This is a genomic window from Cytobacillus sp. FSL W7-1323 (assembly GCF_038595015.1).
GTDB lineage: Bacteria > Bacillota > Bacilli > Bacillales > Cytobacillaceae > Cytobacillus > Cytobacillus kochii.
In genome coordinates this window covers 4,335,951-4,349,654 of the sequence record NZ_CP151998.1, presented here as the reverse complement: position 1 = coordinate 4,349,654, position 13,704 = coordinate 4,335,951, and the positions used below count along the sequence as shown (strand labels likewise).

Sequence of the window (13,704 nt, the reverse complement as noted above, 5' to 3'; positions counted from 1 at the left end):
ATACATTTTAACAAATTTTTGGGTGATAATGGTATTAGATAATCAAAAGGAGGGGAAAAAGAGGATGAAAGTCCTAAATAAATTTATTATTGGTTTACTACTTACTATAGGCGTATTTAATGGAGTGATTAAATCTGAAGTAGTACAAAGTAATGGTGCTGATAACATCGGTATAGGTATATTCGAAGATAAACCTATCCCAGGCCATCACTAGGAGAAAAAGTTATGAAGCCTAAAAAAGTTTTGATTGTGGGGAAAGAGAAGGCGTTCAAAAAAGGCTCGATACATTCCGTATTATTGAATAAGGAAAAATATCAGCTTCATTACTTAAACAATGAAAATCTTTTACAAGATCCACTATTTTTAAAGGGATTCTCCTTGGCAATTATTAATAAAGTTAAAAGCATTTATATAGACAGTCTTCTAGAAAATAAAGTTCCTAGCATTGTATTAATTGGAAAAAGGGAGCAGCATTTAATCTCTGTTGTAAGTAATGTCCAAGGAATCGTTTCAAAGGAAAAACCAGAAGAGATACATTTTGCCATTGAAATGATAGAAAAGGGCGGCTTTTACTTTTCGACAGCTTTAAAGCAATATATCTTTCCTTTAATGGGTAATAAAATTCCGTTTGATCTTGACGAAGAGTTGAAGTATATACCTACGATTTTAACTGAAATGGAGTTAAAAGTCGTAGAAGAGTTAATAAATGATAAAACCAATCAACAAATCGCAGATACCTTGTATTTAAGTAAGCGGACAGTTGAATACTATATTACATCTAGTATGCAAAAATTAAAAGTAAACTCAAGAGTAGGTCTGGCGGTTAAGATGACGAAGGCCATACTATTGCAGAATCAATCAATAAGTATAAGAAAAGTTCAAACGGTATATGCCTAGAGTCTGACCAAATGTCAGACTTTTTTTTATGGAAAAAGAAAAAATAGAGGGAAGTAGTTCAAAAGTGAGATTGGCATCCAATTTATTTATACAGTATACACATCTCAACTAGTAACACAGAACTAAGATAGGAGAATGTAAGAAGACGACTTACATTTGCGTGATTTACGGGTTCTTTTGACCCACTCCTATTTTATGATGAGCTTAATAAATACAAATAGGAGGAAATTATGAAAGGTAATTTTGTTAAACTACAGGCTCTTGAAGAAGAAGATTTTAAGTTGTTCTCAAAATGGGTTTGTCCATCAAAAGTAAGTGCATTGGCGAGAGGGGCCCAAGACTTTGCCACATTGGAGGACATTAAGGCTGATATTAGAACAGGGAATACAAATTATGCCACAGTGCTTACACATGACAATGAAAAGATAGGATTTATCTCCTGGCAGCCTCAGAAGTATGAAGGAAGTTATTTACTTGGTGGTGTAATAGGAAATCCCGATTTATGGGATATGGGTTACGGGGCAGAAGCCTCATTATTGATTTTAGATTATTTATTTCATTTTAAAAATGCTCACAAAGTTCAATTCATTAATGGTTTATACAATTTGAGGACTATTCGTTTTCTAATAAAGAATAAAGTCACAATAGAAGGGGTTCTACGTGATTATTTCTTCTTAGATGGAGAGTATCATGATGCTGTGGTTTCTTCTATTTTGAGGGAGGAATATTACTCTCAGGATGAGGGGAATCTGCCAGAGGATATGATCCCCAAAAGTGAAAAAGAGAAAACTAGAAAAGAATTATATGAATATCTCAATCATCAATGGAAGGATGAGTGCTTTCCAAGTTTGGTAAAAGGTGTTGGCGTTAATGTGGAGTGAAAAGGTAGTAGTCATAACAGGAGCTTCAAAAGGAATAGGAAAAAGTATGTCAAAGCATTTTACTGAATTAGGTGCAACTGTAATCATGCTTTATCGATCTTCGTTATCAGAAATCAAACAAGTAGTTGAGGAGATAAAAAAAGAAACGGGTCATGAGCGCGTGTTTTTTGAAAAACTGGATGTCAATGATATTGAAATGGTCAAAAATGTTTTTCAAAATATAATATCCACGCATAAGCGAATTGATGTACTTGTTAATAATGCGGGTATCAGTTTTGGTGGTGCATTAATTCCAAGTAATCCGGTAGAGAAGTGGAAAGAGATTGTGGACACCAACATTATGGGAACAATTAATTGCATTCATGCTGTTTCTTTTCACATGTTGTTAGCACAAAGCGGTTCAATTATTAATATATCATCCCTTTCAGGGTTGGTAGGAATAGAACGACTAAGTGCGTATAGCGCAAGTAAAGCGGGAGTAATTGGTTTAACACGCTCACTTGGAAAGGAGTATGCCCCTTATAATGTCAGGGTGAATGCAGTTGCTCCAGGATATATTGAAGACACTGGAATGGTAGATCGAATTCCAGAAAAGCAGATGACTGAGTTTCGAAAGAAAATCGCCATGGGCAGATTAGGGACTGCAAAAGAAGTTGCTGAAGCTGTATCATTTCTTGCTTCAGATAAATCAAGTTATATCACGGGGCAAACGTTAGTCGTTGATGGAGGACTAATGTGAATGGATGGAGGTAGAAAAATTGAGAACAGCCATATTGTTTCCACCTTTAATGAAACTTAAAAAGGGAGATTTCAAAAATTTATATGATCGTTTCCCTTTAGTAAGAGAACAGTTTGAACAAGCAAGTGACATTATCGGTAAAGACTTAGCAAAAAGTTTTTTTTTAGAAAATGAGGCCATGACAAATCGTGGAGATATTGCCCGAACGAGCATTGTAACAATCAGTTCAGCTTTATATAAGCTGATTAGAAATGAAATTAGTCAGCCAGATTTTTATTTAGGTCCAAGTCTAGGCCAAGTAAATGCTATCCATTGTAGTGGAAGTCTTGATTTTACAGATACTGTTAAAATGATTCAAGCTATGTGCTTAATGGAGGCTGAGGAGAAGAGAAATAAGGGCAATGGAGTTTATTTCTTCTACAACATTGATACCGAGGTACTGGATGATCATATTACTGAATTACGTAATAAAGGCTGTACGCTAGAACCATGTATGTACGGAACTTCCAATCAAATGATTGTTAATGGAGATACAAAAAGTCTTGAGGAGCTAAGTAGCAAAATATCACCTCTTGGGGGCCTTGGAATCACAATTCCTTATGGACCACCAGGTCATTGTTCTCTTCTTCAATCTGTTAAAGAGAGATTTGAGAATGAATTCATGCCCATGATCAAGCCGGTGAATCCCATTAAACCTTTGGTTAGTAACGTAACTGCCACACCCTTATATACCGGGAAAGAGATAGCGAATGAGCTAGTTAATCAGTACACCAAACCTGTTCAATGGTATCAATCGCTAAAGTTTTTAGCAGAAAATAATGTGCAAAAGTTGATTGTGGTAGGGCCTGGGAATTTTGTAGCCAAATCACTACAATTTACAGATATTGATTTTGAAGTGGAATCATATCTTGTGGCGGAGGAGATCAATAAAATATGTACAAGAAGTAGTAGTTCGTCTATTGGAGGTTAAAAGATGATAGGTCTAGTGTTTCCCGGTTTAGCACCATCATACTATGAAGATATTAAAACTTTTATGCAAAATAGTCCATTTTCAAAAAGAAGATTTGAAGAGGCGAGTGAAGTTTTAGGTTTTTCATTGATTGAGGCTTTCAAAAGTGTAGGAGATAAAGATTACGTAGTGATGGAATGTGCTTTCCTTGCCAATACAATGGCTGTGTTAGACCATTTCTATGAGGAATATAGCCTTTCTCCTCAAGTGGTAATTGGTCCGAGTTTTGGTGGAATTGTTGCAGCGATTTACGTGAAAAGCATTTCTTATAAAGAAGCTGTATGGATAACAAAAGAATCCAATAAATTATCAGGTGAATGGTATGAACGGCTGGGGGATTTCAAAACCCACTTTGTTTATAATCTTTCATTGAATGAGTCCAATAAAATCATTGAGGATTTCAAGTCGAAAGGGCATTTTTTAGAATTGGTTGGAAATATGGAGAGTGTAATGTGTTTTTGCGGTAGCGCTTCTACAATTGATCTATTAAAAAGAACCTTAAATAATAGGCCAAAGTGTTTTTCTCTTCATACTATGGGACATCCAATCCATAGTGAGGTATTAACTCCTTTACGACTAGATGTAGAAAGGGAAGTTTTTGCTAATGTTCAATTTAAGCCCCCTACTCTACCCATCATCTCGGATGTAGATGGAAGATTAATTAATCAGTCAGAGCAATTAAAAGTGATGATGTCGGAAGGATATGACCTCCCTGTACGTTGGGACTTAGTAACTGAACAGATGGAATCTCTCGGAATCAAAGAGGTGTATGTTGTAGGTCCTAAAAATTTATTTTACCAACTTCTGAAAAATAAAATTAAGACCATTAAGGTTGATCCTGATTCGATAATTAAACAGGCAGTGACCCATTAAAGGACGGAATAAAATGATATTTACAGAGAGTGGATCCTATACAAAACAAATACTCTTCCACGATATAAGACAATCTATCGAAAGTTTATCTTTTCACAGTATCTCCAGTGGAGATCGAGTTGTAATTTCCGCAGAAAATTCTTATGAGTTTATTGTTACCCTATTTTCACTAATCCATTTAGACTGCTCCATTATACTTCTAGATGGACAGGTAGGTGAACAAAAAATTAAGAGAGTTATGGAAGAAACCAATGCAAAGATTTGCTTAATAGATCGTGATTTGCCTATCGTGAATTCAATAAGTATAAAGTCATTGGCATCATCAGATGAAATATCGTATATAGAATTTAAATTAAATATCGAAAAATGGAAATCAAGAAAGGATGCACTAATACTATATACATCAGGCTCAACGGGACAATCAAAAGCAATAATAAAGTCTGGACAGTCCATGTTTATCAATTTAGAAAGTACGATGAAAAGCATGTGCTACCTTCGAAACGACATATTATTACCGGTTATTCCTTTTTCGCATTTTTACGGATTATCTTTAGTGTTCATTTGGTGGATGATGGATTGTCATTTGGTCTTATGTGATTACAAGAAAGTAAGGAAAATTCTAAAGGCTATTTCTGATTACAAAGTAACGGTTGTTGATGCTATTCCTTCTACGTATCATGTTTTAATACAGCTAATGGAAAAAAGGCAAGAGGTTAGAAATGATTTAAAAAGATCAAGTGTTAGATTGTGGTGTATTGGAGGTTCTCCATTATCGGCTAAATTAGCTGCTGATTTTGAAGGTTATGTAGGCAGGCCCTTGCTTGACGGCTATGGTCTATCTGAAGCAGGAAATATAGCTTTAAATACAGGTAACGAGAAAGGCTGCGGTAAACCTTTAGAGGGTGTAACAATAATGATAATGGATGAATATGGAAAAGAAGCTCCAACTGGAAACATTGGTGAAGTGTTAATAAAAAGCCCCGGATTAATGGAAGGATACCTTGGTTTAAAGAAAGAAACAGAAAGAGCCTTTCTAGATGGATGGTATCGTACAAGTGATTTGGGATATATGACACAAGATCAGCATCTTTACGTAGTTGGGCGAAAAGGGGAGGGGTTCCTAAGGAAAGGTTATCTCATATACCCAGCAACAATTGAAAAAGAAATATTTGATTCTTTGGGATATAGAGGGAAGGTCTTTTCCTTTAGAGACGAAAAGAAAGATTCATATGTACTTATCTTTATAGAGGAAGATCCTGCAAAAATAGCTGAAATTAAACGAAATATTTATACACATATAGATCCTTTCTATCAGCCAAATAAAATCTTAGTGTTAAAGGAATTTCCATACTTGTTAAATGGAAAGGTTGATCAGGTTGGATTACAAAAACTTGCATCACAATGGAATCAAAATAGAGAGGAGGATTCAAATTGCATAGCACTATCATAGTTGATTCTTTCCCATCTTTAGTTCTGGAGAGAAAGGAAGCGATTGAGCGTACAATTGAATATCTCGAAAAAAACAGAGAATGTATGATGGAAATATTGACAGAGGTTTCACCTTATCATACAGCTAAAGATGAAATAAATATATCTATTCAAGCTCTCACCCGCGCGATTGCAGAGGTCAATGAAAATAGGCCACCAACATTGAATAGTATGTCAGTATTTATGCCATCAAACGTTTTGTTATACTCATATGTCCTCTACTTGTTAATCCCTTCGCTTTATGTAGAAAAAATTGAATTTAGGGGATCAGGGCTTGTTATTGAACAAGTTAGAAAGCTACACAATTTGTTAAAAGAAATACATCAGTTGCCTATTCACTTATTAGAATTGTCTCATCGAAAGTACATTAAAGAATCAGCTCTACAGGCGGAACTAGTCATTTTTACTGGTGCCTATAAAAATGCTGAGGAAATTAAATTCCAACTTTCAGAAGATCAATTCTTTGTTTTCTTTGGTCACGGAGTCAATCCATTTATCTTAACTGAATCAGCGGATGTAGAAAAATCCATCAATGACCTTGTTTCTATACGGACATATAATTCCGGGCAAGACTGCTTAGGTCCAGATGTTATTTATGTGCCAGAACATTTGAAAGAACCATTCGTTTCAATGTTAAAACAAAGATTAGAGATACTCAAATTCGGTAGCAATAAGGACGAAGTAATGGATTATGGCCCTATTCACTACCTATCTGCAATAGACGTTGTGGCCGTACATTTAAATCAATTTAGTAACTATATCTACTCAGGAGGTAATATTCATTATCGTGAAAGAAGAATAGAACCAACGATCTTGTTAAGCAAAATAGAGGATGATTTGCCAATGGCTGAATTCTTTTCTCCTATCTTTAATGTGGTTACGTATAAGAATGTTGACGAAATCTTGGAGGTTTTTAATACAGGTTATTTTCTTGAGAGAGCGATGGGGGCAACGGTGTATGGAGATTGCAATAAAAATTTAATCGATGCATTACATAAGAGGCATACGGTATCAATAAATGAAACCTTATTAGATATAGAAAATGGAAATGCCCCGTTCGGAGGTTATGGTCCGATGGCTAATTATGTTTCTTATAAAGGTCAATTAATCATTAAGCCTATTTTACTTTCGAAAATCCTCCATGATTATTGGGAGTCGAAGCATGACTAGTAATACAGTGTGGTATGCAATTACACAAGCCCTAAAATGCAATGGAGTAACTCAAGTTTTTGGTTTACCTAGTGATGATCTTGCACTAATGATAGAAATAAAAAAGAATAACATTAATTTTTTAATAACAAAGGATCAAAGAAATGCGATGTTCATGGCAACTGGTTATAGTTTGGCCATGAATCAATTAGGTGTATGTGTTGTTGGAAAAGGACCAGCAATGATGAATTGTATGACGGGTGTCCTTGAGGCAGATGCACAATGTGCACCGGTTTTAATCATTGCAACTAGCACTAAAACAGAAAAATATGGCTTTAATAGGTCCTTCCAGGAAGCTAATCAATACGAAGTTGTGTCTCCTCTAGCAAAGTGGGCCCACCGTGTGGAGAGCGCTGATTCAATTCATTGGGTAATGAAGAAAGCAATATTTCTTGCCACATCAGGATCACCTGGACCTGTTTATATAGAAATACCAGAGGACATTGGTTTTCAACAGGTGCAGAAAAATGAATTTTCCTCATATATACCTACCATTCATTCAAAGCTTTCTGCAGATGTAGAAAATATAAACAAAGCAAGAAGGATGATTAAAGAATCAACAAAACCGATCATCATTTACGGGGGCGGAACGAAACGGGGAAGAGATAGACATATATTAAAGGCATTTGCGGAATGGCTTAGGGCACCTATCTTTGTAACAGCTTCAGGACGTGGTGCGATTTCTGAAGAGGATCCTCTTTTTTGTGGTTTAGCAGGATTATATTGTCCAGCTCATATGATGGAACTTATCACACAATCAGATTTATTTATATCAGTGGGTAGTAGACTCGAAGAAACAGCTACTTTCGGTTGGGAAGCCTCACTAAAAGCAAATAAAATGATTCAAATTAATATCAGTGAGCAAGGTTTCAATCTTTTGTATGATAGTTTTAATCTCCAGGGGGATGCAGAAGAAATTTTAAGTAAATTAATGGAGACTAGTATTCCAAGAGAAGATTCATATCAGTGGATAGAATTTGCGGAAAATTTAAAGAATCATCTCTTTAGAGAAAAGGATGCAGTAACTTATCATTATAATCAATTAAGGGTTGCTGACATTCTTAACGTGTTAAATAGTTATTTACCTAAAGAGGTTGTTTTTGTTCATGAAAATGGTTTGCAAGACATGTGGAGTTATTTTTATCCTTATCATGCTCTAAAAGCGGGTCAGGATGCTATTACTCCTAGCGAACAAACGCCTTTAGGATTTGGAGCAGCAGCAGCAGTAGGGGTTGCCCAAGCTCAAAAAGACAAAATGGTTGTGGCTATAGTAGGAGACGGTGCATTTAATCTTTTCCAAAGCGATCTTTCAACTGTAGTACAAAATAAAATTCCCATCATATATGTTGTTTTAAATAATGGTGGATATGGATGGTTAGCTTATCAAAATAAAAATAATGGGGCATCTTCCGTTTTTATTCATGAAGAGGAATCGGCGCTTATAGGTGTACATTCAAATCTGCATCACCTACAAGTAAAATCCTGTCATGAACTCGTAGATTCAATTAAAGAAGCTATGGCTGCGTATAGAGTAGGTAAATCAGTTATACTAGAATGCTTTGTACAAGTAAATGATGTAGCATCTGCTTTAAAAGATATATATGGGGATTTTCCAATAAAGGAGAGGTGAATAAGGTAAATGGAAGCATTACTCACTGAAAAAATATTGAATCAAACGGGTTTAGAAATCCCAGTTAATATTCAAGGGATAGGATTTCGTGTACCAGGCAAAATTGTAAAAAATGAAGATCTGGTGAAAGAACTAGATACAAGTGATCAATGGATACAGGACAAAACCGGAATAAAGGAAAGGAGGTACTTAGAAGATGAGTATGTGACTTCTGACCTCTGTGCAAGTGCAGCGGCGGAGGCACTCTTGGATGCCGATATTCAAGCAGAAGAGATTGATGCCATTATTGTAACCACTACATCACCTGATCAAGCATTACCTTCAACTGCAATGATTATCAAAGAAAAAATAGGTGCAGAAAAAGCGATTCCGATTGATCTTACGCAAAGTGGCTGTGCAGGTGGGATATATGCTATGTATGTCGGGACTCATCTACTCCAAAATAGCAATGTGAAAAATGTATTAGTGATCGGTTGTGAAATCCTTTCGAGGATTAGTGATCCAAAGGATCGCACTACACGTGTGTTTTTTGGTGATGCAGCTGGAGCAATGGTGTTGCAAAAAACAAGAGAGGGTGAAGGCATTCTTTCCTTCCATTTAGATTCAGAGCTTAATTATGCAGTTCAAATCCCTGGAGGCGGGACAGTACCATTGGGTGAAAATGAAGATTATAGAACAAGCCAATTTGTTAAGATGAATGGTCGTGAAGTCTGGAATACTGCAACAAGAGTAGTTCCAACCTCTATAAGGGAAGCCATATTATCTGCAGGATTAACAATAGGTGATATTGATCATTTCTTAGTCCATCAGGCAAATCTTAATATAGTAAAAGAAGTTATGCATGATTTAAATGTCCCACTCGAAAAAACGACCATAACTGTACAAGAATATGCCAATACTGGTTCAGCGACATTATATTCAGTTTTATATAAAGCCTTGAAAGATGGAAAAGTGAAAGAGGATGATACGATTGTTCTTTCAGCTATTGGTGCGGGTTTCTTATGGGGTTCTATCTGCTTAAAATATACTAAAAATGAGAAAAGGGGTTAGGAAAATGAAAGAAAAAATAAAAGAAAAATTTATTGAGGTCTACAAAATGGACATTAAACCGGAGGAATTATTGGATGATAGCTATTTATTTGGGCCAGATTCAGTATATGGTTTAGATTCTATGGATGTTTTGGTTTTCATTAATGAATTAAAAAAAGAATTTGGCTTAGAATATAGCACACTAGATACTGATTCCTTTATGACTATCAATAATATTATTAGTTTTATTGAGAAACAAAAAAAATCTGAATCTGTTTAAGGTTATGGAAAGCTTATCGTATTTACCGCACAAATACCCTTTCCTATACGTAGATCGAGTAGTTGAAAGAGACCCGATGAAGTGGGTAAAGGGTTATAAAAATATAAGCAATAACGAATGGTTTATCAGTGAAAGTCAAAAAAGTATGCCCTCTACACTTATTATTGAAGCAATTGGTCAAATAGGCGCTTTTGTCCGTATTGAAAAATCAGAAAAATATGAAATATTAGCTGGGATTAATGGCGCTCAAATACATGGTTCAGCCTATCCAGGGGATAAGTTAGATTTGTACTTTGAGGTTACAAGGATAAGAAATGGATTAATGAAAGGGAAGGGTATTGCTTCAGTTAATGGTTCTGTAATTGTTTCTATAGATGAAATTACAACTGTTTACCTATGAAAAAACCTCCTTTTTTAGGAGGTTTTTAGCATTTTTTAATAACAGGCGAAATTTGCGTGATACTCTAATCTTTTTGTTGTTCAAACTGAATACAATAGAGAGGTGTTTGTAGGTGATAATAAGTAAAATATAGAAGGAGTCGAAGAATGAAGTCAATCATTAATTTTTCAATTAAGAACAAGCTCGCAATTTGGATCGTCACAATCTTTATTATAGTCTTTGGTATGTTTTCTGCCTTTCAAATGAAAATGGAGCAACTCCCAAATATTAATGAGCCAATCGTTGATATTACAACTATTTATCCCGGTGCATCGTCTGAAGAAGTTTCGGATAAAATTACCAATCAGATAGAAAATGGTGTGCGGAATTTAGATGGGGTAAAAAATGTGGTATCAACTTCCATGCAAGACGCGTCATCGATCCAAGTAGAATATGGATTTGACAAGGATCTTAAGGAAGCAGAGCAGGAAATTGAAGAAACGATAAAAAACCTGAATCTTCCGGAGGATGCCCAGACACCAAAGGTTGCGAGACTTAGCTTTAATGATTTACCAATTTTAGTAGTATCCGTATTAAATCAGAATAGTAACCTTTCGGAAGTAAGCAATCTCGTAAAAAATGAAATACAGCCGGCTTTTGAAGAAATTCAGGGAATCTCTACAGTAAATATCGTTGGGAATGAGACGAAAGAGGTCAGAATCAATCTTTTACCGGAAAGACTACAAGAATATCAACTGCGTGATCAAGACGTAGCAGAATATTTGAATAGCGTGTTAAATGAATTTTCATTAGGCGTGAAAGAGGTTGATAATCAAGAAAAGGTCGTTGCGATTCAAAGCGAATTGGATATAGAAAAACTAAAGGATATTAGTGTGCCAATTAATCCGCAATCTGTAATAGAAGGAGTAGATCAAACAGCAGAAGCAACACCTACCCTTAATGATATTGCCGAAATTGAGTTAGAGCAAAGCTCTTCGTCCATCTCTAGATTTAATGGGGAAGAGTCAATTGGTATCCAAGTAGTACAAGGAGTAAACGGGAATACGGTTGAAATTATTGACGCAATAACCAATAAAATGGATGAATTAGAAAAACAGTATGACGGTTTAACATTTGAAACAGTATTGAATAGTGGCGATCCAATAAAAGATTCCATCAGTATGATGTTCAAAAAGGCTCTAATAGGAGCCGCCTTTGCAGTATTGATTATATTACTGTTTCTGAGAGATATAAAATCTACCCTTATATCGGTTATTTCAATTCCACTATCATTACTCATTGCATTATTGTTACTTCATCGAATTGGAATTAGCTTGAACTTAATGACAATTGGAGCGATGACAGTTGCCATTGGAAGAGTAGTTGATGACTCAATTGTTGTTATTGAGAACATTCATAGAAAAATAAAGTTATCTAAAGAACCATTGAGTGGAAATGCATTAATTGTAGCAGCTACAAAGGAAATGTTTTCACCAATTATGTCCTCTACGATTGTAACAATTGCAGTGTTCCTTCCATTAGGGCTTGTTGATGGTCCAGTAGGAGAACTATTTTATCCTTTTGGATTAACAATCGTATTTGCCCTTTTAGCCTCACTGTTAGTTTCTATAACAATTGTGCCAATGATGGCTCATTTTATGATGAGTAGAAAAGTTGAAAAGCGTGCTTCTAGAGATAAGAAACATAAAGGAGAAACGTATAGAAAGATACTAAGATGGAGTCTTAATCATAAAATCGTATCTTTCACATGTATCAATATTCTTTTAATTGGTAGTTTGTTTTTGATTCCATTTATTGGCGTCACCTTCATACAAGAAGATGAAAATAATTTACTTATTATCACTTATGATCCAAAAACAGGTGATACAAGAGAAGAAATTAATGAGCAAGTGGAGACTGTAGAAGATTATTTGCTTGGCAGGGAACATATTGAGCTCGTTCAATCATCACAAGGTGGAGGAAATCCACTTAACCCAGCGGATACGCGACAAGTTTTATTCTTCATTAAATATAAAGGAAGCGTTGAAGACTTTGGAAAAGAGCAGGAAGTAATCTCTGCTGAAATTCGGAAGCAAACCGAGGGAGAATGGAGTTTTCAGGATTCTGGTTCAGGCAATAGTCAAATGAATATTTATGTTTACGGTAATAATTTTGAAGAGATTAATCAGTCAATAGGTCAGATTGAAGATAAACTATCAAATAGAGAAGAAGTAAAGAGCATAAAAACTAATGTCTCTGAGTTGCATGATAAGCTTGGTTTTCAGCTGAAACTGGATGAATTAATTGATAATGGTGTGCACCCAGAACAGGTTTATTCAGCACTAGGTGGAGGGGTTGACATGAGACTCACCACTATAAATGAGGAAGGAGACGACTTACCTGTTTACTTGAATACAGCAAAAGCGATTGAAAAACAGGAGGATTATCTTAAGTTGCCTATTTCCACTTTGTCTGGTGAAGAGATAGAACTATCAGAGGTGACAGAACTTATTGAGCAAGAAGCTCCCTCAGCTATATACAATCGTAATGGCAAGCAATATGGTGAAGTAACGATTAATGTTCAAAGCAATGATATCAATAAGACAATCAAAGGTTTAGAAAGTGAATTAAAAGGGATTTCATTTGGGAATGGAGTCAACCTCGAATTTGGCGGTGTTTCAGATCAAATTGAAGACTCTTTTAATCAATTAATTATTGCTTCAGGTCTTGCTATCTTCGTTGTATTTTTCGTTTTAATTGTCACATTTGGAGGTGGTCTAGCACCATTTGCTATCCTATTCTCCTTGCCATATGCAATTATTGGGAGTTTGGTTGGACTCTTGTTAACTAGAGAACCAATTAGTATTTCAGTAATGATTGGTGCCTTAATGTTAATCGGAATAGTTGTAACAAATGCGATCGTTTTAGTGGCGAGAATTATTCAGAATGAAAAAGAAGGTATTGATTTAAGGGAGGCAATATTAGAAGCGGGTACAACACGTTTGAGACCGATATTAATGACCGCTTTTGCAACTGTAGGGGCATTGGTTCCACTTGTGTTTACTGGTGAGACGGATGGAAGTGGCTTAATTTCGAGGGGGTTAGGGATAACAGTCATTGGTGGTCTTACAACTTCAACAATACTCACTTTGATTGTAGTTCCAGTTGTTTATGAAGCTTTAATGAAGATGAAAAAGAAGTTTAAAAAGAAAAGAGCTCAAAAAGAAGAAGTAAACATTGAGGCTTAGTGGTGTTTTCACTAGGCTTTCTTTTTCTCAATTCTGTGGGTA

At 35.5% G+C, this 13,704-nt stretch carries 13 protein-coding genes; all 13 read left to right on the top strand.

Annotation, left to right across the window (positions count from 1 at the left end; genetic code table 11):
* Window positions 1–64 precede the first annotated feature (64 nt).
* The 13 genes from MKX67_RS22085 to MKX67_RS22025 all read left to right on the top strand — a co-directional run bounded on the left by MKX67_RS22085 (window position 65) and on the right by MKX67_RS22025 (window position 13,662).
* Entirely contained in the window at window positions 65–214 is a 150-nt protein-coding gene (locus MKX67_RS22085) for a hypothetical protein (protein WP_157733857.1), read from the top strand.
* A gap of 11 nt (window positions 215–225) precedes the next feature.
* Window positions 226–897, top strand: coding sequence for a LuxR C-terminal-related transcriptional regulator (locus MKX67_RS22080; RefSeq protein ID WP_095371515.1), 672 nt, complete (start codon window positions 226–228; stop codon window positions 895–897).
* 230 nt (window positions 898–1,127) lie between these two features.
* Complete coding sequence (locus MKX67_RS22075) at window positions 1,128–1,778, top strand: GNAT family protein (RefSeq protein ID WP_095371516.1); 651 nt, start codon at window positions 1,128–1,130, stop codon at window positions 1,776–1,778.
* Window positions 1,768–2,517, top strand: coding sequence for an SDR family NAD(P)-dependent oxidoreductase (locus MKX67_RS22070; RefSeq protein ID WP_322909857.1), 750 nt, complete (start codon window positions 1,768–1,770; stop codon window positions 2,515–2,517). The genes MKX67_RS22075 and MKX67_RS22070 overlap by 11 nt, the downstream gene beginning before the upstream one ends.
* 19 nt (window positions 2,518–2,536) lie before the next feature.
* Entirely contained in the window at window positions 2,537–3,487 is a 951-nt protein-coding gene (locus MKX67_RS22065) for an ACP S-malonyltransferase (RefSeq protein WP_307316521.1), read from the top strand.
* 3 nt (window positions 3,488–3,490) lie between these two features.
* Window positions 3,491–4,399: a hypothetical protein gene (locus MKX67_RS22060; RefSeq protein ID WP_095371519.1), complete on the top strand. Its 909-nt coding sequence runs from the start codon at window positions 3,491–3,493 to the stop codon at window positions 4,397–4,399.
* A 13-nt stretch (window positions 4,400–4,412) separates the two neighbouring features.
* Window positions 4,413–5,849 carry a class I adenylate-forming enzyme family protein gene (locus tag MKX67_RS22055; protein ID WP_322909856.1) on the top strand — a complete coding sequence of 479 codons (1,437 nt, stop codon included), beginning with the start codon at window positions 4,413–4,415 and terminating at the stop codon, window positions 5,847–5,849.
* Entirely contained in the window at window positions 5,831–7,057 is a 1,227-nt protein-coding gene (locus tag MKX67_RS22050; protein WP_095373583.1) for an aldehyde dehydrogenase family protein, read from the top strand. Before MKX67_RS22055 ends, MKX67_RS22050 begins: the two co-directional genes overlap by 19 nt.
* A complete protein-coding gene (locus tag MKX67_RS22045) occupies window positions 7,050–8,726 on the top strand; it encodes a thiamine pyrophosphate-binding protein (RefSeq protein ID WP_322909855.1) in 1,677 nt (558 codons plus the stop codon). Before MKX67_RS22050 ends, MKX67_RS22045 begins: the two co-directional genes overlap by 8 nt.
* A gap of 9 nt (window positions 8,727–8,735) precedes the next feature.
* Complete coding sequence (locus MKX67_RS22040) at window positions 8,736–9,776, top strand: ketoacyl-ACP synthase III (RefSeq protein ID WP_095371522.1); 1,041 nt, start codon at window positions 8,736–8,738, stop codon at window positions 9,774–9,776.
* 4 nt (window positions 9,777–9,780) lie between these two features.
* Window positions 9,781–10,035, top strand: coding sequence for an acyl carrier protein (locus MKX67_RS22035; RefSeq protein WP_095371523.1), 255 nt, complete (start codon window positions 9,781–9,783; stop codon window positions 10,033–10,035).
* A gap of 4 nt (window positions 10,036–10,039) precedes the next feature.
* Window positions 10,040–10,435, top strand: coding sequence for a 3-hydroxyacyl-ACP dehydratase FabZ family protein (locus MKX67_RS22030; RefSeq protein WP_095371524.1), 396 nt, complete (start codon window positions 10,040–10,042; stop codon window positions 10,433–10,435).
* 146 nt (window positions 10,436–10,581) lie between these two features.
* Window positions 10,582–13,662 carry an efflux RND transporter permease subunit gene (locus tag MKX67_RS22025; protein WP_322909854.1) on the top strand — a complete coding sequence of 1,027 codons (3,081 nt, stop codon included), beginning with the start codon at window positions 10,582–10,584 and terminating at the stop codon, window positions 13,660–13,662.
* Window positions 13,663–13,704: the final 42 nt, after the last annotated feature.